The organism is Pollutimonas rozaliensis (assembly GCF_048751585.1).
GTDB lineage: Bacteria > Pseudomonadota > Gammaproteobacteria > Burkholderiales > Burkholderiaceae_B.
In genome coordinates, this window is the sequence record NZ_JAZHOB010000007.1 from 280,220 (window position 1) to 302,696 (window position 22,477).

A 22,477-nucleotide genomic window follows, 5' to 3' on the forward strand; every position below is an offset into this window, starting at 1 on the left:
GGTTCTGACCTTAAGGATATGAATGTAAAAAGAACTCAGGTTCGACTGGGCCCTCGCGCAGGGCGGTCGGATGTCTGGGACACGTCAACGCCGGGAATCGGGGCGCTGTCGAAATATTCGTCAAGCCCGGCTTCGCCGGCGGTGGCGGATGAAGGGATATCGGGCGGCGGAGGCTCCGGCGCCAGAACCGACGCCGCCACCGAATCGCCCAGTTCGTCGCCGGCGAAATCGGCGGCGCTGGCGGCCACAGGCACCGCCATATCGCGCAGGACGCGCGCCTGGGGCATGCGCCCGACATCGATCAGGGTGGGATCGCCGCGCGTGTCGGCGGCCGGCAGGGCCCGGCTGGTCGGCAGCACAGGCAGTACGCCCGCCACGCCGGAAGCCAGGCGCCAATGCCGGGCGGCATCGTCGGCCCGGCCCAGGCGGTCATACAGATTGCCCAGCAAGGCATGGATGCGCATATCGCTGCGCAGCTTCATGCTGCGCAGCAGGTAATGCTCGCCCTGCCCCCATAGTTCGCCGGTCAGGCAAAGATTGCCCAGCGCCGCCAGCAAGGACGAATCGTCGGGATTGGACTTGAGCCAGAGCTCGGCCTTGCTAAGCCGCCGCGCGACATGCTCGGGCGGGCATTGCGAATAGGCATTGAGCAAGCGGGGCTCCAGCCGAACCTGCAGGGCTGCTTCAAGAATGCGCGAGGCTTCGTCGATATTGCCTTGCGACTGCTGGATGCCGGCCGCCGCCAGGGCGATGTCGGGCAGCGTCCGCTCGTCGGATTTCAAGTCGCCCCAGATGGCCTTGAAGCCTTCCGGGCCGCCGGCCTGCAAACGCGCGGCCGCCGATGTCTCGATAAGCTGCAAGGACTCGGATTTTTCCAGGATGCCGCGGCGCGCCAGCAAGCGCGTCAATTCGTAGACACGGTCGTCGTTGCGCAACTGCCGGTGCGCGCGCAACAAGAGGCGGGTGGCGTGGAAGTAACGCGAATTGGCATCCTGCAAGGGCTGCAGCAGCACCAGGGCGTCTTGCGGGCGATTCTGGTCCAGATACATTTCGGCGGCCACGGTGGCGGCCGCCTCGCGCAGGCGCGGGTCGTTGCCGGCGCTTTCCCGCGCCAGCGCCAGCGCCTGGTCGCGCCGTTCGAACTCGCCCAGGTGATGCGAAGCGCGCGCCGAAGCCAGCCCGGCCAGCACCTTGCGGCTGCCCGAGCGAGTCTTGCCCAGCAGCCGCGACAAGTCTTTCTCGGCTTCGGTATAGCGCCCTTCCAGCACATTGATCCAGCCGCTTTCCAGCAGCTCGTGCTCGCGCTTCTGCGAACGCAGGCTGCGCCAGGAGCGGAAACGCTCGGGGCCGCCGCCTATCCAGGCCAGCGCGCGCAAGACAATGTACAAGATGATGAAGCTGGCCAGTATCAGCAATACCGCCAAGGTCAGCGAAAGCTCGATCCGCCAGGGTTGGGCGATGATGAGCACGTTGCCGCTGTGATCGCGCAGCACCAGCGCCAGGGCGACGGCGGCGATGAATACCAGCAGTGTCCAGAACCAGGCTTTCATGGCTTACCCCTGCAACAGGCTTGCACTGGCGCCCGTGGACGAGTCCGGCGCGGATTCCGTCGCGGGAGCGGCCGGGTCGGTCTGGGGTTCGGCGCCGGTGTCGGGCTCCGGCTGGCCGGGCGCCGCGATAGCGCCTTCCTCGGCTTGCCGTGCGCTGGCTTCGCGCAGAGCCGCAATGGCCTGCAAACTGTTGTCCACCGTGGGCAGCTTGACGTCTATCGGGGTGTCGGCCAGTTGCCGGGCGACTTTCAGCGCCTGGCGCACTTGCTGCGACCTGGAATCGAAACGTGTTTCAAGCGCCTTGACCAGCACGGCGGTTTCAGCGTCCCAGACCTTGGGCTGATGCATCAGCAAGGCCAATTGCGCCGTCATGCTGCGCAACCGCAGGGTTTCGCGGAAACGCGCGGCCTGATCCGGCGACATCAATAAAGCGGTTGCGTCGTCGACGCGGCGTACGGTAATGAACTGGCCCAGATCCTGGCGGATGGCGTCCCAAGCCGAACTCGACCATTGCTGCGCGGTGTCGATGCCCTGCTTCCACCAGGGAGCGTCGGGATCGGCGTAGCCGGGGCTGCCGGAATCGGCCGACATGGACGGCGCAGCGGCCTGCGGGGCCGGCACCGGTTCGGGCGCGGCGTCGTCGGGAACCAGCAAGGGCGCTTCGTTGATGAGATTGCCCAATTCCTCCAGTTGGCTGGACAGCATGGCGGTGTCGATGGTCGAGGCGGCCCGCAAGCGGTCGAGATCGCCATTGAGGGCTTGCTGCAAGGATGCCAGGGCCGGGCGATTGGCGCGCGCCAACTGGGCCTGCGCCGTTTCAAGAGAGATCACGGCGTTGGCGACATTGCCGCTTAACTGCAATTGCTGCTGGGCGATCGTGACCAGATGATCGACATCGTTGATAAGGACCAGATCGGAACCGCTGTCGGTCAGGGTCTGGAAGGCCTGCTCCAGGCTATCGGCCTGATCCTGGGATTCGCGCAACGAGTTCTCCAGAACATCGATCTTCCTGGATTGCTCTTGCGCCAGCGACAGTGCCTGCTGGGCTTGCTCGACCGCCTGGTTGACGGCGCTGGCACTATTCTGGACCTGGCCGGTCAGGGTCTGGCGGGTTTCATCCAAAAGCCGTTGCTGGTACCAGAGGCCCGCGGCCAGCGCCAAGGCGATAAGCAGCACCACAATGAAGGCGGGCAGGAGCATGGAGCGCGGCTTGGCGGCGCCGGCCGGACCTTTCTTGGCTGCGCTGGCAGACGTCGCGGGCCCCGGCGATGAAGTAGCGGCAGGCGCGGCGGTCCGCGGCGCCTGCGTGATCTCGGGTTTTTTATCAGTCATGGCGAGATTGTAATCCTTGGAGCTTTTTTAAAGCGATGCCGCGTGGACGATGGCCTGGAAAATGGCATCGTCGTCTGGCTGGCATAGTTTTACCATTGGCGGCTCCACCTTACCAGAAGCCCCGAGCACGGATTGTAAGCGGCTTGCAACACGTTCGTGTATGGCGACAAAACGCGAGCGCGTCCATGCGTCCCGCAGCCCCAGCCTGAGCATGTTCGCATGCACCGCGTCCACGCCCTCGCCGCTGGTCAGCAGGAATATGCATGGGGCGGGCGCGGCCAATGCCGCCGCCAGCAGGCCGCCCTGCCGTGCATCCCAGATAGCGGCCTGGCGATCGTACAGCGCCAGGCGGTCGGCCTGGATGCCCGCCTGATCGAAACGCCCGCCCAGCCATTCCCGTCCCGACGTGCCACGCACGATGAGCACGCGCTTGAAACTTCCGAGCATCGGTTCAAGCACCCTCCACAGGCCTTCGGAGTCCTGCGTATCGCTTTGCGCATCGGGATGCAATATGTGGCTGGCCGGAACGCAGCCCGCATCGCGCAGGTAGCGGGCGCTGGGCGCGCCCACCGTCGCCGCCCGTGTCGCCGCCGGCCAGGGTCCGGGCCGCCCCTGCCCGGCCAGCATGTCGATATAGAAGCGAGCCGCGTTACTGCTTACAAAAACGATCAGGTCGTAGTGTTCGGGCGGCGGCAACTGCGCCGCCTGGCGTTCCAGCGGCTTGAGTTCCAGAGCGGGCAAGGCCAGCGCGGACAGTCCGGCCACGGCCAGGCGTTGCGCCAGCGCTTCGTTCTTACCTTGAGGCCGGGTCAGGACGACGCTGGCTTTCATGGCCGCCTCGGGCACGGTCGCGGCGCCGTTCAGGAGGCCGCGTCAGGAGCCGACAGCCTGGCCAGGATGGCGCTGGCGCCCTTGTCGAGCAGGTCTTGCGCCGCCTGCTCGCCCAATTGCTCCGCCTGCGATGCCGGACCGCTGGCATGGGCGCGCAGGATGCGCGAGCCATCGGGTTCGGCGACCAGCGCGTCAAGGCTTAGGGTGTCGCCCTCCAGTTGCGCAAACGCGGCCAGGGGGACTTGGCAGGAACCGCCCAGAACACGCGATACCGCTCTTTCGGCCAGTGTGCAGGCCGTGGCGGCGGCATCGCCCAACGGCGCGAGCCACGCCCGCATGTCGGCGCGGGAATCGAGGATTTCTATGCCCAGCGCGCCCTGCCCGGCCGCCGGCAGGCTTTGCTGCGGCGACAGGCAGCCGCGTATGCGCGAAGCCAGCCCCAGGCGCCGCAGGCCGGCCGCCGCAAGAATGATGGCGGCGTAATCGCCGCGATCGAGCTTGCCCAGCCGGGTATCGAGATTGCCGCGCAAGGGCTGCACGTGTATATGGGGATATCGCTCGCGCAGTTGCGCTTCGCGGCGCAGGCTGGATGTACCCACCACAGCGCCGGCGGGCAAGGCATCGAGCGTATCGAAATCGTTGGAGACGAAGGCGTCGCGCGGATCGTCCCGTTCAAGAATGACCGACAAGGCAAAGGGGCTTTGCATGTCGACCGGAACATCTTTAAGGGAATGCACGGCCAGATCGGCCCGGCCGTCAAGCAAGGCGGTTTCCAGCTCTTTGACGAACAGGCCCTTGCCGCCGACCTTGGACAAAGAGCGATCGAGTATCTGATCGCCCCGCGTCGTCATGGTCAGCAGGCTGACCTGGCACTTGGGATACAGGGATTGCAAGCGATCCCGCACATGCTCGGCTTGCCACAAGGCAAGCCGGCTGGCGCGGGTTGCAATCACCAGTTTTACAGGCGAGTCGGACATGCCGGCCTAGGCGAAATAGTTGAGCAGCACCGCCGCGGCGATACCGATCAGGGCCAGAATGCCCAGGCCTTGCAGCAAGGACAGGCCGGACTCGTCCGGCTTCTTGCGGCCTGATGACTTAAACAGACTCATTCGTTTGATCCTTGGAGGAACTGCCGCGGCTGGCAATCCATTTGCCCACCGCTACGACTAGGATGGCGCCGATTACCTCGGCGGCGATCTTGATTGTGGTGGTCGTTGGGCCGAATTGTTCAACCACGAATACATCGGTGACCAGCATGCCGCCGGCAATCCAGCCCAGCAGCGCGGCACCCAGGGTGACCACGATGGGGAAGCGGTCGATGAGCTTCAAGACGATCGTGCTGCCCCAAATGATGATGGGCACGCTGACCACCAGGCCGAAGATCACATAATACAGCTGGTGATCCAGGTGCGTATTCTGTGCGGCGCCGGCAATGGCGATGACATTGTCCAGGCTCATGACGAAGTCGGCGATAAGAATCGTCTTGACCGCGCTAAGCACAGAGCTGCCGCCCTTGATATTGCCGTGTTCGTCTTCCTCGGGAACCAGCAGCTTGATGCCTATCCATACCAGCAGCAAGGCGCCGACAATCTTCAGGAAGGGAATGCCCAGCAGCGTAAGCGCGAAAGCGATCAGCAGGACGCGCAAGATAATGGCGCCCGCGGTACCCCACAAAATGCCCTGTATGCGCTGCTTGTGCTGCAAATTGCGGCAGGCCAGCGCAATGACCACGGCGTTATCGCCGCCCAGCAGGATATCGATCAGGATGATCTGGAATACGGCTCCCCAATGGAGCGTTTGAAAAAACTCAATCATTTTTTGTCCGTTTTAACCTAGAGGCGTAGTTAACGAAAATACCCGGCCGCAGCCAGTACGTCGGGGGTCAAAAAAACGGGCCATTATAATTCAGCTTATTGTAAGGTTCGCCGCAAGGCCCTGCGAGCGCAACCGGTCTTGAAACCTTAAAACCGGCTGCGCAGTATAAAAGGGCCCGCTTGTGGCGAGCCCCGTCAATACTTACAGTACCGACTTGAGCAGTTTGCCCATTTCGGACGGATCGCGGGTGGTGCGGATGCCGCAAGCTTCCATGATTTCGAGTTTGGCATCCGCCGTATCGGCGCCGCCGGAGATCAGCGCGCCGGCGTGGCCCATGCGCTTGCCGGCCGGAGCCGTGACGCCTGCGATGAAGCCGACGACCGGCTTCTTCATGTTGTCTTTGGCCCATTCGGCGGCGTTGACTTCATCGGGGCCGCCGATTTCGCCGATCATGACCACGGCGTCGGTGTCGGGGTCGTCGTTGAACATCTGCAGCACGTCGACATGCTTGAGGCCATTGATGGGGTCGCCGCCGATGCCCACGGCCGTGGATTGGCCCAGGCCCAGCTCGGTCAGCTGCGCCACGGCTTCATAGGTCAGCGTACCGGAACGGCTGACCACGCCGATACGGCCCTTGCGGGAAATGTGTCCCGGCATAATGCCGATCTTCAGTTCGTCGGGCGTGATCAGGCCCGGGCAGTTGGGCCCAAGCAGCAAGGTTTTCTTGTTCTGGTCGCGCATGCGGTTGCGAACTTCCAGCATGTCGCGCACGGGAATGCCTTCGGTAATGCAGATGACCAGGTCCAGGTCGGCCTCGACGGCTTCCCAGATGGCGGCCGCCGCGCCCGCGGGCGGAACATAAATGACCGACACGGTGGCGCCCGTTTGCGCCTTGGCGTCCTTGACGGAACCGAAGATGGGCACGCCTTCGAAGTTCTCGCCGGCTTTCTTGGGGTGCACGCCCGCGACGAAGGCATTCTTGCCGTTCGCGTATTCGCGGCACATATGTGTGTGGAACTGGCCGGTTTTACCGGTGATCCCCTGGGTAATGACTTTAGTGTCTTTGTTGATCAGAATCGACATTTACAAATCCTCGGCAATATTCTTATTTCGCGGCGGCAACGACTTTGGTCGCGGCTTCAGCCATGGTGTCAGCGCTGATGATGGGCAAGCCCGACTCGGCCAGCAGCTTCTTGCCGAGTTCTTCGTTGGTGCCCTTCATGCGCACGACCAGCGGCACGCTGAGGTTCACGGCCTTGCACGCGGCGATCACGCCTTCGGCAATGACGTCGCAGCGCATGATGCCGCCGAAGATGTTGACCAGGATGGCCTTGACGCCTTCGTTCTTGAGCATGATCTTGAATGCTTCGGTGACCTTCTCGGCCGTGGCGCCGCCGCCGACGTCCAGGAAGTTGGCCGGCTCGCCGCCGAACAGCTTGATGGTGTCCATGGTGGCCATGGCCAAACCGGCGCCATTGACCAGGCAGCCGATGTTGCCGTCGAGCTGGATATAGGCCAGGTCGAACTTGCTGGCTTCGATTTCAGCCGGGTCTTCCTCGGCCAGATCGCGGTATTCGACGATCTCGGGATGGCGGAACAGCGCGTTGGAGTCGAAGTTGAACTTGGCGTCCAGGGCGATGATATTGCCCTTGCTGTCACGATTCAGGGGGTTGATCTCGACCAGCGAGGCATCGGTTTCCATGTAGCAGGTGTAGAGCTTCTGGCATACGTCGATGAATTGAGCCACGGAATCGGCCGGCATGCCCACGCCCTTGGCAAGGGTCTGGCCATCGGCCTGGGTGAATCCCTTCAGCGGGTCGATCATGACAGTGATGATTTTTTCAGGCGAGGAATGGGCGACTTCTTCGATGTCCATGCCGCCTTCGCTGGACGCGATGAAAGCCACTTTTTGCGTGGCGCGGTCGGTCACAGCTGACAGGTAGTATTCCTGCTGGATGTCGGCACCCTCTTCGATGTACAGGCGGCCGACTTTCTGGCCTTCAGGCCCCGTTTGATGGGTAATCAGCTGCATGCCCAGGATTTCGGAAGACAGTTGGCGAACCTCGTCGATGGAACGGCCCAATTTGACGCCGCCGCCCTTGCCGCGCCCGCCCGCATGAATCTGCGCCTTCACAACCCAGACCGGTCCGCCCAGCTTTTCCGCCGCAGCCACGGCTTCGTCAACCGAGAAAGCAGGAATTCCGCGTGGCACAGTCACGCCAAACTTCTTCAGCAGTTCCTTGCCTTGATACTCGTGAATTTTCATTTGTTACCTGTCAGAACGTAAAGATAAGAAAAAGAACGCGTGCGCCTGTGCCCTGGGACACCCTTGCCCGCCGATGAGGATAGCCTACTCGCATTTTGCTTCCGTCTTCGGAGCCACATACCACTTGGGGTAGAACTCGCGCGCCACCGGACCATCGAGCCGCAAGGCGTGGCAGCCTTCAAGCTGGAACGGCCGCTTTTGCCCCTGCCCGGCTTCCTGTTCCTTCCTGCGCCGATTGGCCATGGTCTGGACGGCCACGGTGGGCAGCACATAGGAAAGCTCGGTCATGTGGGTACAGCCCGCCGTCCTGCCGAAACGATCCTTCACGGCCTGCCGGAAATTGCGCAGCAGGTTCATGCCGACCAGCGCGCGGTAATCGGGCGCGATGGCCATGCATTCCTGGTTGTAGGGGGCGGCATCGTAGTCGGCCATGGCGGCCGTGATGGTGAACTGGTCGTCGATGGTGACGCGAAGGTGCATGTGATGGACAGGCTCGCCCGCATGATGCATGGCGCCCGCCCTTTTGGGGAAATCATAAGCCTTGACGTCGATCAGTTCGGCTTCGATATCCCACTGGCCGTCCTCCCGGACAAACGAGTCCACACGTATGGAACGCGTGTGCAAGGGCTCGCGAGCGGTATCGGGAGGAGGCAAAGGCATGAATGAAAGTTGCGAATATTGCGATAAACCCTCTAAGTATAGCGCAGTGTTTGGGCTGCCTTGACCATCGCCACCAGCGCCGCTTCCGTTTCGGGCCAGCCGCGTGTCTTCAGGCCGCAATCGGGATTCACCCACAGGCGCTCGGGCGGCAGGCGGGTCGCCGCCTTTTTCATCAGATCGACCATCCAGTCCAGCTTGGGTATGTTGGGCGAATGGATATCGTAGACCCCCGGCCCGATATCGTTCGGATAGTGGAAATCTTCGAAGGCGCCCAGCAGCTCCATGTTGGAGCGCGAGGTTTCAATCGTGATGACGTCGGCATCCATGGCGGCTATCGATTCGATGATGTCGTTGAATTCCGAATAGCACATATGGGTGTGTATCTGCGTGTCGTCCCGCACGCCGCCGGTCGACAGGCGGAAGCAATCGACGGCCCAGTCAAGATAAGCCTGCCAGTCGGCGCGCCGCAGGGGAAGGCCTTCGCGGAATGCCGGCTCGTCGATCTGGATGACGGCAATGCCGGCCGCCTCCAGGTCGGTGACCTCGTCGCGCAGCGCCAGGGCCAATTGCCGGCAAGTGGTTTCGCGCGGCTGGTCGTCGCGCACGAAGGACCATTGCAAAATGGTGACCGGCCCCGTCAACATGCCCTTGACCGGCTTGTCGGTCAGCGATTGCGCATAGGCCGACCAGGCAACCGTCATGGCGGCCGGCCGCGCGACATCGCCGAAAATAATCGGCGGCTTGACGCAGCGCGAACCATAGCTTTGCACCCAGCCGTTCTGGGTGAAGGCGAAGCCCCCCAGCAATTCGCCGAAGTATTCCACCATGTCGTTGCGCTCGGGCTCGCCGTGCACCAGCACATCCAGCCCTACTTTTTCCTGGAAGCGGATGACCTGCTCGATTTCGGCGCGCATGGCTTTTTCGTAGGCCGCATCGCCAATCGTTCCGGCCTTCCAGTCGCGGCGCAGCACCCTGATTTCGGATGTCTGGGGAAAGGAGCCTATGGTCGTGGTGGGATACGCCGGCAAGCCCAGTTTTTCCTGTTGATGGGCAATGCGCTGGGCAAAGGGAGCGCGGTCGCGCGCCAGGCCGGCCGACGCTTCAAGGCGCTGCTGGACGCCGCGGTTATGGATACGCGCCGAGTTCTTCCTGGCTTGCAGCGCATCGCGCTGCCGCTGCAAGGCTTGCCGGGTTACCGGATCGGCCGAACCGTCCAGCGACGCCGCCAAAAGGCGCAACTCGTCCAGCTTCTGCGTGGCGAAGGAAAGCCAGCCTTTGAGCTCGGCATCCAGTTCCTGCTCGGCATCCAGATCGACCGGCACGTGCAGCAAGGAGCATGAGGGCGCAAGCCACAGTTTATCGCCGCGCTGACGCGCAAGCGCTTCCACGCTGGCGCCCGCCGCGTCCAGGTCGCTGCGCCATATATTGCGCCCATCCACCAGGCCCGCCGACAGAACCTGGTCCGGCGCCAGCACGGCGGCGACTTGGACCACTTGATCGGGGCCGCGGACCAGATCGATATGCACGCCTTGCACAGGCAAATCCTTCAGCACCTGAACGTTGTCGCCAAGCTTTTCGAAGTACGTAGCCAGCAGCAGCGATACGCCCGACCCCGCCAGTTCCTGGTAGACACGCTTGAAAGCCTGGCGCCAGGCTTCGGGAAGGTCCAAGCCGAGAATGGGCTCATCGATCTGGACCCACTCCACGCCCAGCGCGGCAATCTTCTTCAGGACCTCTTTATAAACGGGCAGGAGCGCATCAAGCAGGGCCAGCTTGGCCGGATCGCCGGCGCCCTGCGCAAAGGCATCGCCCTTGCCCAGCCACAGCCAGGTCAAGGGACCAGGAATAACCGGCTTGACGCGGTGGCCCAGCGCCTGCGCCTCGCGGATCTGATCGAAGAGATAGCTGCGGGCAATGCGATAGGACTGCTCCGGCACGAGTTCGGGCACGATGTAGTGGTAGTTGGTATCGAACCATTTGGTCATTTCGCAAGCGGCGGCGGGGGTGCCGCTGGGCGCGCGCCCGCGGGCCATGCGGAACAGCGTATCCAGCGACACGCCTTCGCCCGCGGCCTGGGCGAAACGGGCCGGAACGGCGCCCAGCAGGCAGGTCCATTCCAGGACATGGTCATACCAGGCGAAATCGCCCACCGGCACAAAAGCCAGGCCCGACTTCGCTTGGAGGGCCCAATGGCGGGCGCGCAACTCGCGCCCGGTCGCCTCCAATTCGTCTGCCGTTTGCCTGCCGGCCCAATAGGCTTCCAGCGCACGTTTCAATTCGCGCTGGACACCGATGCGCGGGAAGCCTAAATTATGAGTAATCGTCATGATGATTTTCCGTTAGATGAGTCTTTTTTGTTTAATTTGACTATTGTGCCTATACAATCACATGAATCAAAATCAAATACACCATCTTTAAAATGAATAAATTTCAATTTAAAACCACCGCACCGAACTCGCTCGCCGGCCTCGGTGCCCAAAAGGCAGGCCATGCTTGAAATACGCCACCTGGAAACCCTGTGCGCCATACGCGATGCGGGCAGCCTGCAGGAAGCCGCCGAGCGCCTGCACGTGACCCAGTCGGCGCTGTCGCATCAACTGCGCGACCTGGAAGTGCGCCTGAAAACGCCTCTGCTGAATCGCCGCACGCGTCCTGCCCGCCTGACCACGGCCGGATTGCGCATTCTGGCCTTGGCGGACGAGATACTTCCCCAGGTCAAGGCCACCGAGCGAGAGCTGCAACGGCTGGCGGCGGGCCGGACCGGACGGTTGCATCTGGCCATCGACTGCCACTCCTGCTTCCAGTGGCTGATGCCGGCGCTGGACGCCTTCCGCCACGACTGGCCGGATGTCGAACTGGACCTTTCAGCCGCTTTCTCCTTTGCCCCCCTGCCCGCCCTGGTGCGTGGCGACCTGGACGTGGTGGTGACATCGGATCCGCAAGCCATCGAAGCCGTTGAATATGTGCCGCTGTTCCGCTACGAGCTGGTGCTGGCCGTGGCAGCCGCCAACCCATTGGCGCAATACAAATACATAGAACCGTATCAATTGGCCGACCAGGTTCTTATTACTTATCCCGTCGAACGCCAGCGCCTGGATGTCTTCACCGCCTTCCTGGATCCGGCCGGCGTGGAACCGGCCGCGCTGCGCAAAGCGGAGCTTACGCCCATCATTGCGCAACTGGTCGCCAGCCAGCGCGGCGTGGCGGCGTTGCCCAATTGGGCGCTCACGGAATATCTGGACCAGAGCTGGCTGCGGCTGTGCCATCTGGGTACGCAAGGGGTATGGCGGACTTTATATGCGGCGGTGCGCAGCGAGGACGTGCAGGCCGATTACCTGCAAGCCTTCATAAAGCAGGCGCGGGACACCTGCTTCAAGACCCTTACCGGCATCAAGGCGGCACGCTAGCGTATTTTCGGTTCAGGTGTTTACCGCTATATGGCTTGTAAGCGTGTGGCTATGATCTGTAAGCTTGTGGGGGTTAGCTTATACAACCGGCGCAGCCGGTGGGCCGGGGCCGGGCTCGGATCGCTGCGCCCCTTCGGGGTTCCCTTGCAGCCGCTTTGCGCCGGGGGTCGGGCGCGAACTCGCCAGCCATCAGCCGCCTGGGGGCTGATGGCTGGCTCAAACATGCGCGCCCTCTTACGTCCCCGGCGCAAAACGGTTGCGGCGGCTTGCTCAAACCTCGCCCAGCCCCGGCCCACCGACTGCGCCTTGGCAGCATAGTTGGCGATGAACCCCCTTAGCGACGGATACTGTTGACGATGAATCATCCGTCAAACTCGAAATGTCCCGGCCCGCGCGGCAGGCGCGCGAGGCCGGGACGGCGCAAGACCCCTTCCAGCAGCACAGAGCGCCACATAAAAAGGCCAAGCACAAAAACCGCCCCAGCGGCGCCTCTAACGTAAAGCACTGCAGCGGGGCGGGTGGCGGGGGCCGGACGCGGCGACTTTCGGGGCCGAGCAAGCCGTCGGCGAACGCAGCCCGAAGGGGCGCAGGAGCCAGGCGCAGCGGTGTTCGGCGCGCAGGGCGCCGAACCGGCCACGAGGAGCAAGGCCGGTTCACGCCACCCGGCACGCGTCAGAGAATACCTTACACAGAGCTTGTCCCATACCACACGGATCTTGAATCACCACTGGGTATCGCCCCGGCAGAACCAACAAGCACGTAAGCACCTGAACCAAAAAGGCGCTAGCGGGACGCTGGCGGAATGCTGCCCAGTATGCAGCGCACGCATTCGGTGGTGAAGCCGCGGGAAGCCAGGAAGCGGAATTGCCTGGCGTAGTCTTTTGCGTCGACGGGAAGCGCGGCGAATTTCTTTTCCCAGACGGCCTGCGCGCGTTCTTGCTCGGTGCCTTGCAATTGCCTTCCTAGATCGGCAATGGCGGCGTCGCCCAGCCCGTGCTGCTTGAGTTCCTGCAGGATAAGGCCGGCGCCCTGCCGGGACGCGCGCCTATGCACCAGGCTTTGGGCAAAGCGCTCGTTGGAAAGCCAGTTTTCGCGTTCGAGATCGTTCAGCAGTTGTTCAAGCTGTTCGGGACTTTCGGCATGCGGCGCCAGCTTGCGCTGCAATTCGCGACGGGAGTGTTCGCGCCTGGAAAGATAGCCGATGGCGCGGGCCTTCAGGGAAGGCCCCGCTTTTTTATTGCGTTCGGGCGGGGAGCCGGCGTCGGACAGGGTTTCGAAACCGTCGTCGTTCGTATGCATGGCGCCCCGCCTTAGGCCTTAGGCCTCGGGATCGGCCTCGGGGACCGCGACCGGCTTGCCGGCGGCGGCTGGCTTGCTGGCGGTGGCAGCCGCCTGCGGGATGACGCCAAGCTGTTCGCGGACCCGGTTTTCAATTTCGAAGGCCATTTCGGGATGCTCTTTAAGGTATTCGCGAACGTTGTCCTTGCCTTGGCCGATACGGGTGCCGCTGTAGCTGAACCAGGCGCCGGCCTTGTCCACGATGCCGGCCTGCACGCCCAGGTCGATGATTTCGCCCTCGCGCGAGATGCCCGCGCCGTACATGATGTCGAATTCGGCTTGCTTGAACGGGGGGGCCACCTTGTTCTTGACCACCTTGACGCGGGTTTCGTTGCCCACGACTTCGTCGCCTTTCTTGATGGCGCCAATGCGGCGGATGTCGAGCCGCACCGAGGAGTAGAACTTGAGCGCGTTGCCGCCGGTCGTGGTTTCGGGATTGCCGAACATGACGCCGATCTTCATGCGGATCTGGTTGATGAAGATGACCATGCAGTTGGCGCGCTTGATGTTGGCGGTGAGCTTGCGCAAGGCCTGGCTCATGAGGCGGGCTTGCAGGCCGGGCAGCGAATCGCCCATGTCGCCTTCGATTTCGGCCTTCGGCACCAGGGCCGCGACCGAGTCGATGACGATGAGGTCGACCGAGCCGGAACGCACCAGCGCATCGGTGATTTCCAGGGCTTGTTCGCCGGTATCGGGTTGGGAAATGAGCAGATCGGCCAGGTTGACGCCCAGCTTGGAGGCGTACTGGACGTCGAGCGCGTGCTCGGCGTCGATGAACGCGCAGGTGCCGCCGATTTTTTGCATTTCGGCGATGACTTGCAGGGTCAGCGTGGTCTTGCCCGATGATTCGGGGCCGTAGACTTCGATGACGCGGCCGCGCGGCAGGCCGCCCACGCCCAGGGCGACGTCAAGGCCAAGCGAGCCGGTGGAGACAACCTGGATGTCGTGCTCGACAGTGTCGTCGCCATAGCGCATGACCGAGCCCTTGCCAAATTGCTTTTCAATCTGGGATAAGGCGGCGGCTAATGCCTTGCTGCGTTCGCCGGCGGCTTTGCTGTTCTTGTCGTCCATGTAGAGGATCCTTGGCTGAAAAACGATGAATTGATGAAAGCGCGCTGACGCGGCCCTGGGATGGAATAGATTATTGCATCAAATTGTACTGTATAAATACACAGATAACCAGGAGCCCATCGTAATCCCTGACTATCCGCTGCCCAGTGAACGTGCAAGAATAGGCGTTACCGCCACCTGACTCAGCCCAGCCTGCCCGAAATGCGTATTCTTATCGCCGAGGACGACAGTATTCTTGCCGATGGACTTTCACGTTCATTGCGGTACGACGGATATGCGGTCGATGTCGTCAACGATGGATCCAGCGCCGATTCCGCCCTGCAATTGCAAAGTTTCGATTTGCTGATTCTGGATCTGGACCTTCCCCAGATGCACGGCCTTGCCGTGCTGCGCCTGCTGCGCCAGCGCCACGTGCCGATACCCGTGCTTATTTTAACGGCAGCCGATACCGTTGAACAACGCGTCAAGGGGCTGGATCTGGGCGCCGACGACTACATGGCAAAGCCTTTTGCCCTGACCGAACTCGAAGCCCGCGTACGCGCTCTTACACGGCGCAGCGCCGGGGTCAGCACCACGCAGCTGCGCTACAAGCGGCTCAGTTTCGACCTGAACGGGCGCACGGCGCGCATCGATGATCAGCCGCTGGAACTCTCGGCGCGCGAAACCAGCCTGCTTGAAATCTTCCTTTCGCGCTGCGGCCGCATGATCAGCAAGAACCAGTTCGTCGACCTGCTTTGCGAATGGGGCGACGAAGTCACCCCCAACGCCATCGAAGTCTATATCCACCGCTTGCGCAAAAAAATCGAACCCAGCGGGGTCAAGATCGTCACCGTGCGAGGCCTGGGCTATTGCCTGGAACCCGAAAACCGCAACGATTCCGCGGCCGCGTGAGCTCGCAGGAGTTCTTGCCTGAATGCTGATCGATCCGCAGGTCCTGGAGGAAACCGATAGCTCGCCGCCTGAAAGCAAGGCCTTCCTGAGCCTTTTCCGGCGCAAGAAGAGCCATAGGGCGCTGCTGAACAAAATCATGATCTGGATGTTCGGCCCCCTGTTCCTGCTATGGACCATCGGGCTGGTGATCACTTATTTCATTGCACAGAACATTGCCAACGCGCCCTACGACCGCACTTTGGCGGATCACCTGCGGCTGCTCAAGCACGAGGTGGAGCAGCAGAAAATTCTGGAAGGCATCGAACTGTCGGCGTCGGCCATCACCATTCTGCAAGGCGACCCCGCCCATTTGATCCGCTGGGAGATCCGCGACGCCAACGGCAATTCCCTGGGCGGGAACGGCAGCATTCCCCTGCCCGAGAACTGGACCTACGAAGAAGACAAGATACGTTTCCGCAACGAAAGCTACGACGGCCACAGCATCCGGGTCGCCTACATCTGGGGCGGACGCGACGCAAGCGGCCTGCCCTTCCTGACCATCGTGGCCCAGTCCAACGAAATGCGCGCCACCTTGCAGCAAGAAATCCTGACCGGCATGCTGACGCCCCAGCTTATCGTCCTGCCTCTGGCCGCCCTGCTGGCCGGCCTGGGACTGACCCAGGGCCTGGAGCCCCTAAGCCTGCTGCAGGAGCGAATACGGGCGCGCCGCGCAAACGACATGTCGCCGATCAGCGCGGAACTGGCGCCGGCGGAAATTGTGCCGCTGGTGGCGGCGATGAATAGCCTGCTGGTGCGGCTGGCCGCCAGCAGTGAAACGCAGCGGCGCTTCGTGGCCAATGCCGCGCATCAATTGAAAACGCCGTTGGCCGGCATGCGCACCCAGGCGGAACTGGCTATGCGCGAGCAATCTCCCGAAAAACTCGACGAGAGCCTGCGGCAACTGGTACTGGGTTCCCAACGCGCCACCCGGCTGGTGAATCAGCTGCTGTCGCTGGCTCGGGCGGAAAGCGCCGAGAATCCCGCTTTGCGCCTGGCCGACGATATCGACCTGAACGCGCTGGCCGAGCAACAGACACTGGATTGGGTCGATGCGGCATTGAAAAAAGACATCGACCTGGGCTTTGAACGCGCGCCGGCCCCCATGCGTGTGTCGGGCGACAGCATCATGCTGGCCGAGATGCTGAACAATCTTATTGAAAACTCGATGCTCTACACGCCCGACGCCGGCTGGATCACGGTCCGTGTGGGCGGCGATGCGCTATCGGCCTACATCGAAGTGGAAGATTCCGGTCCGGGAATATCCCCCGAAGATCGGGAGCGCGTCTTCGATCGTTTTTTCCGGGTCCTTGGCGGAAGCACCGACGGCAGCGGGCTTGGCCTGTCCATCGTCAAGGAAATTGCCGAACAGCACAACGCCAGTGTCAATTTCATGCCTCCCGGCAACCGTAACGGCAAGCCCGGGGGAACCTGCCTGCGCATTACCTTCAACCGGATCAAGACCAGCACCATTCTGCCCGCTTGAAGTGATGGATAAGAGACAAGGCGCTGGCGGGCGCAGCCTTCAGCTTCCTCCTGCCCCCCAAGGTGCACGGATTTTCAGTTACACAATCCAACAAAAAGCTCCGGCCGTTCAACTTCCAGTCAGCTTGGCGTCAGGAGTTTCAAATAATTTACGCTTGTCCGATTTGCCGCAATGCGGATCGAGGCACATAACAGATCCAGCAGGACGATTCCTACACAGGAGACAGAAATGAACACAAGGACCGTGGCCCCCACGCCCGGGACGGCTCATATTGGCGCGCCGGCGGCGACGAATAGGCCGATGACCCCTGAAGAGCGTCGGGTTATTTTCGCGTCGTCGCTAGGCACCGTTTTCGAGTGGTACGACTTTTATCTCTATGGCTCGCTGGCGGCCATCATCGCCGCCCACTTCTTTTCCGGTGTCAACCCCACGGCAGGATTCATTTTCGCCCTGCTCGCATTCGCCGCCGGCTTCGCCGTCCGGCCCTTCGGCGCCCTGGTGTTCGGCCGGCTTGGCGACCTGGTCGGCCGCAAATACACCTTTCTTATCACCATCCTGATCATGGGCCTGTCCACCTTTCTGGTCGGGGTGCTGCCCTCGTACTCGTCAATAGGCATGGCCGCTCCCGTGATACTGATTGTCCTGCGCCTGCTCCAGGGCCTGGCGCTGGGCGGCGAATACGGCGGCGCGGCGACCTACGTGGCCGAACATGCGCCGCAGAATCGCCGCGGCTTCTACACCAGCTGGATCCAGACCACGGCGACCATGGGCCTGTTCCTGTCCCTGCTGGTCATCCTGGGCATCCGCACCTCGCTCAGCGAAGAAGCCTTCATGGATTGGGGCTGGCGCATTCCCTTCCTGATCTCGGTGGTCCTCCTTGGCATCTCGGTATGGATACGGATGCGCTTGAACGAGTCGCCCGCCTTCCGGAAGATGAAGGCCGAAGGCACGGGCTCCAAGGCGCCAATCAAGGATTCCTTCGGCAAGTGGAGCAACCTGAAGATCGTGTTGCTGGCCCTGTTCGGCCTGACCGCCGGGCAGGCGGTGGTCTGGTACACCGGCCAGTTCTACGCCCTGTTCTTCCTGACCAAGACCCTGGCCATCGAAGCCAACACCGCCAACATCATGATCGCGATGGCGCTGCTGCTGGGCACCCCGTTCTTCGTCGTCTTCGGCGCGCTGTCCGACCGTATCGGCCGCAAACCCATCATCATGGCGGGCTGCCTGATCGCGGCGCTGGCCTATTTCCCGGTCTTCAAGGGTATTACCCATTTTGCGAACCCCGCGCTTGAAAGAGCCCAGGCCACCGCGCCCGTCACCGTGATTGCCGATCCGGCCACCTGCTCGTTCCAGTTCAATCCGGTTGGCGTATCCTCCTTCACCAGTTCCTGCGATATCCTGAAAGCCTTCATGGCCAGCAATTCGGTGAACTACAACAACCAGGCCGCTCCCGCCGGAAGCGTCGCCAAGGCCCGCATAGGCGGCGACGAATTCATGTCGTTCGAAGGCCAGAAACTGAACAAGGCCGATTTCGCGGCCAGGTCGGCGGAACTGAAAAAATCCTTGACCGATGCCATCCGCAGTCACGGCTACCCCGCCAAGGCGGACCCTTCGCAGATCAACTACATCATGGTGGTGGTCCTGCTGACCTTCCTGGTCGTGCTGGTCACCATGGTCTACGGCCCGATCGCCGCCATGCTGGTCGAAATGTTCCCCACACGCATACGCTATACCTCGATGAGCCTGCCCTATCACATCGGCAACGGCTGGTTCGGAGGCTTCCTGCCGCCGGTGGTGTTTGCGGTGGTGGCGGCAACGGGCAACATCTACGACGGCCTGTGGTATCCCATCATCATCGCCGCCATGACCCTGGTCATCGGCACGCTGTTCGTCAAGGAAACCAGGGGGAACGACATCAATGCCTGAGGCGGGCCGATTTCAGGCTAACGTCAGGCTGAATCATTAGAATTCAGTACATAGGAAGGGTTGCCTCGTGTTGTCGAACGTCTGATCCCCCGGTTCCATAACCAAGCCGCCCTTTTTATCACCTGTGTTGCGTCCCCCGCGAGCCTTTTTAGCGCAACACTGTGTGCTCCCCTAATGGCCCGATGCCCTTGGCATTCCGGGCCATTTTTTTATCCGGCGCCCCGCGGCCTCCTGTCGGACCCTGATAAAGAACGCCGCGCAAATGGGCTTACAATCAGCGCTCATCATTTTTTTCGGCTGCCCTTGCGCTCACCGCGCGCGCAGGCATCCCTGCCATTAAAGAAGACATCAAGCATATGTGGTTCAAGAATCTCAGGATATTTCGTCTGGCCCCGACGTGGTCATGCACCGTGGACGCACTGGAAGCGGCACTGGAAAAACAGGCCTTCCAGCCCAATGGGAGCCGGGACATGCAAAGCCTGGGCTGGATTGCGCCCCGTGAAGACAGCGGCCTGGTCTATGCGCTGGACGGCCAGTACCTGCTTAGCCTGCGTGCCGACAAGAAGCTTCTGCCTTCGACCGTCATCAATCAGGTCGCCAAGGCCAAGGCCCAGGACATCGAAGAGCAGCAAGGCTTCAAGCCGGGCCGCAAGCAGATGAAGGAAATCAAGGAGCAGGTCACCGATGAACTGCTGCCCAAGGCCTTCAGCGTCTATCGCGATACCCGCGTCTGGATCGACACCCGCAACCATTGGGTGGTGATCGACGCCGCCGCGTCCGCCAAGAGCGATGAAGTGCTTGGCATGCTGGCCAAAGCCATGGATTCCTTTCCGATTTCGCCGTTGTACGTGGAAGAATCGCCCGCCGCCGCCATGACCAACTGGCTGATCAGCGACGAGCCTCCTTCCAATTTCTCGATAGACCAGGACACCGAACTGCGCTCGACCAGCGAAAGCGGCGCCGCCGTCCGCTATGTGCGGCAAAGCATCGAGATCGACGACGTTCGCAAGCACGTGCAGGCCGGCAAGCAGTGCACCCGCCTGGCCATGACCTGGGCCGACCGCGTCTCGTTCGTGCTGACCGAGGGGCTGGATGTGAAGCGGGTGAACCCGCTGGATGTGCTCAAGGAAGGCCAGGATTCGGCCGCCCATAACGAAGCGGAGCAATTCGATTCGGATTTCACCCTGATGACCGGCGAGCTTTCGCGCCTGATAGCCAGCCTGGTCGAAGCGCTGGGCGGCGAACGCAAGCAGTGATCGCGGCCGGGCATGCGCCCGGCTCCGGCCACGGATCGGCGCAGCAGCTGTGCCGATCCGTGATCGCAAACGGGTGGGGAAGCGGTCCGGCCCCTAATCCATGCCGTGGAAAACGCTGTCGTCCGGCCCGATATGCGAGGGCGGGCTCCAGGTGACATCGCGCTGCGAGTGCTGCACCAGGCTTTCCACACCCAGCAGCACGGCGAAGATGGCCATGCGCACCGGAATGCCGTTATCGGTCTGGCGGAATATGGCCAGGCGCGAATCATGGTTCAGGTCCACGCTAAGATCGTTCGCGCCTTCGCGGCTGTCGCGCGGCAAAGGATGCATGACGATGACGTCGGGGCCGCAGCACTTATCGATAATGGCCTTGTTCACCTGGAAATCGGGGCTGTAGCCTTCCAGCTCCTCGGCGGCGAAGCGCTCTTTCTGCACGCGCGTGGCATAGATCACATCCGCGCCGGGCAAGCCTTCCTCCAATGAGTTGGTCTGCTCGATGACGTGCCCGCGAGTACTCACCTTTTCCAGAAGGTATTCCGGCATCTCCAGCCCGCGCGGCGAGATCAGGGTGAACTTCAGGCCCCGATACAAGGCCAGCAGCTTGATCAGCGAGTGCACGGTGCGGCCGTATTTCAGGTCGCCGGCCAGGACGATATGCGCGCCGTCCAGCAATTTACCCAGCCGCGAAAACTCGGTCAATATGGTGTACAAGTCCAGCAAAGCCTGGCTGGGGTGTTCGCCGGGGCCATCGCCGCCATTGACCACGGGAATATTGGTCGCCGCCGCAAACTCCGCCACCGAGCCTTTTTCGGGGTGCCGGATGACCATGGCGTCGACATAGCCGCTCATGACCCGGCTGGTATCGTAAATGGATTCGCCCTTGGCCATGGACGAAAAGGTGAAGCCGGTGGTGTCGCAGACCGATCCGCCCAGCCGGCAGAACGCCGCCCCGAAACTGACGCGTGTGCGCGTGCTGGCTTCGAAGAACAGGTTGCCCAATACCGCGCCTTCCAGCACGCGCGATACTTTCTGGCGCCGGGCTATCGGCTGCATTTGATCCGCGATGCGGAAAAGTTCTTCGACCGACTCCCGGGAAAACTGGTCGACCGACAGCAATTGATGCTTGCCCTCGGCGGCAATCCGGTCGCGCAAGGCGCCAGACTGTGCGCTTTGCGCATATTTTTGCAGCAAAGACTCGTTCTCGACGATCTCCGTCACGAAGCGATTCACCACTTCGGGCATGGCCCGGAATTCCTGCGAACCCTCGGGCAGCAGCCAAGTATCCAGCGCGCGCCGCTTGACGCCTATCCGGCCGGCAAACACATCGCGTGTAAGGTTCAGGCGACGCATGGCATCGCGGAGAAACACCTGCTGGGAGATAGTCATGAAGGGCATCCTAAAAATAATATACGCAGAGCGTATATTTTATTTTCAACCACAACAATTGACGAGCATTTATTGAAGGATGGCGACAAAATACAACGGGAGCCCAGCGATCATCCGGCCGAGTAGGCCAGCGCAGCCAGGCTTTGAGTGAACCAGCAACCCGCAATGAAAGCCAGCAAGCTAAGGCTGTAGGCCACCAGCGAACAGAACAAGGGCAGCCAATGGCCGCGCCGAGGCTTGCCGGTGATCAACTGATGAAGCAGGCTGCTTTGCACCGGATAGGACCACAAGAGCCCCAAGGCGGACAAGGCCAACCCCGCCAGGAAAGCGGCCAGCGGAAAGCGCAGCCACTGCGGATCCAGATCGATCTGCACTATACCCAGCGAGCAGCTTAGAAGCAGCAACACACCCAGCCCATTGGTCCAGGCCAGAAATTTGAAGCCCAGCACAAGTGCGCCGGCCAGGGTTCGCGAGGCATGAAGCCGGCCGGTTTGATCAATATCCATATAATCCTATCAAGCAAAAAAACGGCACCCGCATGGTGCCGTTTTGAAATTCAAGCTATGCGCACGGAATGGACCGCAAGGCTACTGGGCCGGCGTCCCCGTTGTGGCGGGCATGGATGGATTGGCTGCCGGAGCGTCATTGGCCTGCACTCCCGCAATCGCGCGAGCGGCGGCCGTGGCATTTTCTTCGGTGCCCACCGCGAAAATAAGGTGTTCCGAGGCGACCGGTGCCGTATAGCCTGGGGCAGCCAGCATGGTGCGTCCGACAACCAGCGCCAGGCGCCGGTTGGGGTTCTTGGTCGTGATGTCGGTGACCTTGCGCTTTCCTTCCTCGTTCAGTTGCAGCGCGAGCAGGCCTTCGCCCTGCTTGCTGGCGCCGGCCTGGACCCCGGTAAGATCGCCCCGCGTAATCACGGGAGCCGGGTTCACATACAAGGTGCCCGACTGGATCGTGACGGGGGTCCAGCCCGCCTGCTGTGTCGTGTCGGCCAGGTATACCGCGACCGGTGCGCCCTGCTCCTGGGCTTGGGGCGCCGTTTCGGCCTGCGTCGCGGCAGGCGCCTGGGATTGGGTCTGATCCGGCGCTGTCGCAGCCTTCTTGCCCGGCACCGTCTGGCAGGCGGCCAGCACCAACAAACTGACGGGCACAAGGGCACGGCCCAGCATACGAGTCGCTTTCATGGAAACTTCCCCCCAACATGATTTATCAACGTTTGAAAA

At 62.0% G+C, this 22,477-nt stretch carries 20 protein-coding genes; 5 read left to right on the top strand and 15 right to left on the bottom strand.

The genetic code is table 11. The features are described from left to right. Positions 1-35: 35 nt before the first annotated feature. The 10 genes from V0R37_RS14970 to metE form a co-directional block, all read right to left on the bottom strand. On the bottom strand, positions 36-1,550 hold the full coding sequence (locus V0R37_RS14970) for a heme biosynthesis HemY N-terminal domain-containing protein (protein WP_420375284.1): 1,515 nt from the start codon (positions 1,548-1,550) through the stop codon (positions 36-38). Between the two features lie 3 nt (positions 1,551-1,553). Beyond that, positions 1,554-2,882: a uroporphyrinogen-III C-methyltransferase gene (locus tag V0R37_RS14975; RefSeq protein WP_420375285.1), complete on the bottom strand. Its 1,329-nt coding sequence runs from the start codon at positions 2,880-2,882 to the stop codon at positions 1,554-1,556. A gap of 27 nt (positions 2,883-2,909) precedes the next feature. Then, a complete protein-coding gene (locus V0R37_RS14980; RefSeq protein ID WP_420375286.1) occupies positions 2,910-3,713 on the bottom strand; it encodes a uroporphyrinogen-III synthase in 804 nt (267 codons plus the stop codon). Between the two features lie 29 nt (positions 3,714-3,742). Next, positions 3,743-4,690 carry a hydroxymethylbilane synthase gene (gene hemC / locus V0R37_RS14985; RefSeq protein WP_420375287.1) on the bottom strand — a complete coding sequence of 316 codons (948 nt, stop codon included), beginning with the start codon at positions 4,688-4,690 and terminating at the stop codon, positions 3,743-3,745. 6 nt (positions 4,691-4,696) lie between these two features. After that, positions 4,697-4,822 (bottom strand): hypothetical protein, encoded by a 126-nt coding sequence (locus V0R37_RS14990; RefSeq protein WP_264129143.1) that lies wholly within the window; start codon positions 4,820-4,822, stop codon positions 4,697-4,699. Further along, positions 4,809-5,528: a TerC family protein gene (locus V0R37_RS14995; protein ID WP_420375288.1), complete on the bottom strand. Its 720-nt coding sequence runs from the start codon at positions 5,526-5,528 to the stop codon at positions 4,809-4,811. Before V0R37_RS14995 ends, V0R37_RS14990 begins: the two co-directional genes overlap by 14 nt. Positions 5,529-5,729: 201 nt before the next feature. Further along, on the bottom strand, positions 5,730-6,611 hold the full coding sequence (gene sucD, locus V0R37_RS15000; protein ID WP_420375289.1) for a succinate--CoA ligase subunit alpha: 882 nt from the start codon (positions 6,609-6,611) through the stop codon (positions 5,730-5,732). A 22-nt stretch (positions 6,612-6,633) separates the two neighbouring features. After that, positions 6,634-7,794, bottom strand: coding sequence for an ADP-forming succinate--CoA ligase subunit beta (gene sucC / locus V0R37_RS15005; RefSeq protein WP_420375290.1), 1,161 nt, complete (start codon positions 7,792-7,794; stop codon positions 6,634-6,636). Positions 7,795-7,878: 84 nt separating this feature from the next. Further along, positions 7,879-8,454 carry a DUF2889 domain-containing protein gene (locus V0R37_RS15010; protein ID WP_420375291.1) on the bottom strand — a complete coding sequence of 192 codons (576 nt, stop codon included), beginning with the start codon at positions 8,452-8,454 and terminating at the stop codon, positions 7,879-7,881. 32 nt (positions 8,455-8,486) lie between these two features. After that, positions 8,487-10,781, bottom strand: coding sequence for a 5-methyltetrahydropteroyltriglutamate--homocysteine S-methyltransferase (metE, locus tag V0R37_RS15015; protein WP_420375292.1), 2,295 nt, complete (start codon positions 10,779-10,781; stop codon positions 8,487-8,489). Positions 10,782-10,943: 162 nt separating this feature from the next. Here metE and V0R37_RS15020 point away from each other — a divergent pair, with 162 nt between their 5' ends. Next, a complete protein-coding gene (locus V0R37_RS15020) occupies positions 10,944-11,861 on the top strand; it encodes a LysR family transcriptional regulator (protein ID WP_420375293.1) in 918 nt (305 codons plus the stop codon). Between the two features lie 783 nt (positions 11,862-12,644). On the opposite strand, the gene recX is transcribed toward V0R37_RS15020, so the two are convergent. Next, entirely contained in the window at positions 12,645-13,160 is a 516-nt protein-coding gene (gene recX, locus V0R37_RS15025; protein ID WP_420375294.1) for a recombination regulator RecX, read from the bottom strand. Between the two features lie 18 nt (positions 13,161-13,178). Continuing rightward, positions 13,179-14,270 (bottom strand): recombinase RecA, encoded by a 1,092-nt coding sequence (gene recA, locus V0R37_RS15030; RefSeq protein WP_420375295.1) that lies wholly within the window; start codon positions 14,268-14,270, stop codon positions 13,179-13,181. 201 nt (positions 14,271-14,471) lie between these two features. Between recA and V0R37_RS15035 the strand changes: the two genes are divergently transcribed. The 4 genes from V0R37_RS15035 (at position 14,472) to V0R37_RS15050 (ending at position 19,865) form a co-directional block, all read left to right on the top strand. Beyond that, the gene (locus tag V0R37_RS15035) at positions 14,472-15,161 is read left to right on the top strand and encodes a response regulator (RefSeq protein ID WP_420375296.1); all 690 of its coding nucleotides are present in this window, start codon (positions 14,472-14,474) and stop codon (positions 15,159-15,161) included. Positions 15,162-15,183: 22 nt separating this feature from the next. Then, a complete protein-coding gene (locus V0R37_RS15040) occupies positions 15,184-16,683 on the top strand; it encodes a sensor histidine kinase (protein WP_420375297.1) in 1,500 nt (499 codons plus the stop codon). 300 nt (positions 16,684-16,983) lie between these two features. Continuing rightward, positions 16,984-18,609 carry an MFS transporter gene (locus tag V0R37_RS15045; RefSeq protein WP_420375342.1) on the top strand — a complete coding sequence of 542 codons (1,626 nt, stop codon included), beginning with the start codon at positions 16,984-16,986 and terminating at the stop codon, positions 18,607-18,609. 356 nt (positions 18,610-18,965) lie between these two features. Continuing rightward, positions 18,966-19,865: a recombination-associated protein RdgC gene (locus V0R37_RS15050; RefSeq protein WP_420375298.1), complete on the top strand. Its 900-nt coding sequence runs from the start codon at positions 18,966-18,968 to the stop codon at positions 19,863-19,865. 93 nt (positions 19,866-19,958) lie between these two features. On the opposite strand, the gene V0R37_RS15055 is transcribed toward V0R37_RS15050, so the two are convergent. The 3 genes from V0R37_RS15055 to V0R37_RS15065 form a co-directional block, all read right to left on the bottom strand. Continuing rightward, entirely contained in the window at positions 19,959-21,251 is a 1,293-nt protein-coding gene (locus V0R37_RS15055) for an aspartate carbamoyltransferase (RefSeq protein WP_420375299.1), read from the bottom strand. Between the two features lie 110 nt (positions 21,252-21,361). Then, positions 21,362-21,757: a hypothetical protein gene (locus V0R37_RS15060; RefSeq protein WP_420375300.1), complete on the bottom strand. Its 396-nt coding sequence runs from the start codon at positions 21,755-21,757 to the stop codon at positions 21,362-21,364. An 81-nt stretch (positions 21,758-21,838) separates the two neighbouring features. After that, on the bottom strand, positions 21,839-22,438 hold the full coding sequence (locus V0R37_RS15065; protein WP_420375301.1) for a SecDF P1 head subdomain-containing protein: 600 nt from the start codon (positions 22,436-22,438) through the stop codon (positions 21,839-21,841). Positions 22,439-22,477 lie beyond the last annotated feature (39 nt).

What these genes read in the sequence shown, in the direction of transcription:
- V0R37_RS14970 (WP_420375284.1), bottom strand. Translation starts at nt 1,550, where the DNA reads ATGAAAGCCTGGTTCTGGACACTGCTGGTATTCATCGCCGCCGTCGCC.
- V0R37_RS14975 (WP_420375285.1), bottom strand. Translation starts at nt 2,882, where the DNA reads ATGACTGATAAAAAACCCGAGATCACGCAGGCGCCGCGGACCGCCGCG.
- V0R37_RS14980 (WP_420375286.1), bottom strand. Translation starts at nt 3,713, where the DNA reads ATGAAAGCCAGCGTCGTCCTGACCCGGCCTCAAGGTAAGAACGAAGCG.
- hemC (WP_420375287.1), bottom strand. Translation starts at nt 4,690, where the DNA reads ATGTCCGACTCGCCTGTAAAACTGGTGATTGCAACCCGCGCCAGCCGG.
- V0R37_RS14990 (WP_264129143.1), bottom strand. Translation starts at nt 4,822, where the DNA reads ATGAGTCTGTTTAAGTCATCAGGCCGCAAGAAGCCGGACGAGTCCGGC.
- V0R37_RS14995 (WP_420375288.1), bottom strand. Translation starts at nt 5,528, where the DNA reads ATGATTGAGTTTTTTCAAACGCTCCATTGGGGAGCCGTATTCCAGATC.
- sucD (WP_420375289.1), bottom strand. Translation starts at nt 6,611, where the DNA reads ATGTCGATTCTGATCAACAAAGACACTAAAGTCATTACCCAGGGGATC.
- sucC (WP_420375290.1), bottom strand. Translation starts at nt 7,794, where the DNA reads ATGAAAATTCACGAGTATCAAGGCAAGGAACTGCTGAAGAAGTTTGGC.
- V0R37_RS15010 (WP_420375291.1), bottom strand. Translation starts at nt 8,454, where the DNA reads ATGCCTTTGCCTCCTCCCGATACCGCTCGCGAGCCCTTGCACACGCGT.
- metE (WP_420375292.1), bottom strand. Translation starts at nt 10,781, where the DNA reads ATGACGATTACTCATAATTTAGGCTTCCCGCGCATCGGTGTCCAGCGC.
- V0R37_RS15020 (WP_420375293.1), top strand. Translation starts at nt 10,944, where the DNA reads ATGCTTGAAATACGCCACCTGGAAACCCTGTGCGCCATACGCGATGCG.
- recX (WP_420375294.1), bottom strand. Translation starts at nt 13,160, where the DNA reads ATGCATACGAACGACGACGGTTTCGAAACCCTGTCCGACGCCGGCTCC.
- recA (WP_420375295.1), bottom strand. Translation starts at nt 14,270, where the DNA reads ATGGACGACAAGAACAGCAAAGCCGCCGGCGAACGCAGCAAGGCATTA.
- V0R37_RS15035 (WP_420375296.1), top strand. Translation starts at nt 14,472, where the DNA reads ATGCGTATTCTTATCGCCGAGGACGACAGTATTCTTGCCGATGGACTT.
- V0R37_RS15040 (WP_420375297.1), top strand. Translation starts at nt 15,184, where the DNA reads ATGCTGATCGATCCGCAGGTCCTGGAGGAAACCGATAGCTCGCCGCCT.
- V0R37_RS15045 (WP_420375342.1), top strand. Translation starts at nt 16,984, where the DNA reads ATGACCCCTGAAGAGCGTCGGGTTATTTTCGCGTCGTCGCTAGGCACC.
- V0R37_RS15050 (WP_420375298.1), top strand. Translation starts at nt 18,966, where the DNA reads ATGTGGTTCAAGAATCTCAGGATATTTCGTCTGGCCCCGACGTGGTCA.
- V0R37_RS15055 (WP_420375299.1), bottom strand. Translation starts at nt 21,251, where the DNA reads ATGACTATCTCCCAGCAGGTGTTTCTCCGCGATGCCATGCGTCGCCTG.
- V0R37_RS15060 (WP_420375300.1), bottom strand. Translation starts at nt 21,757, where the DNA reads ATGGATATTGATCAAACCGGCCGGCTTCATGCCTCGCGAACCCTGGCC.
- V0R37_RS15065 (WP_420375301.1), bottom strand. Translation starts at nt 22,438, where the DNA reads ATGAAAGCGACTCGTATGCTGGGCCGTGCCCTTGTGCCCGTCAGTTTG.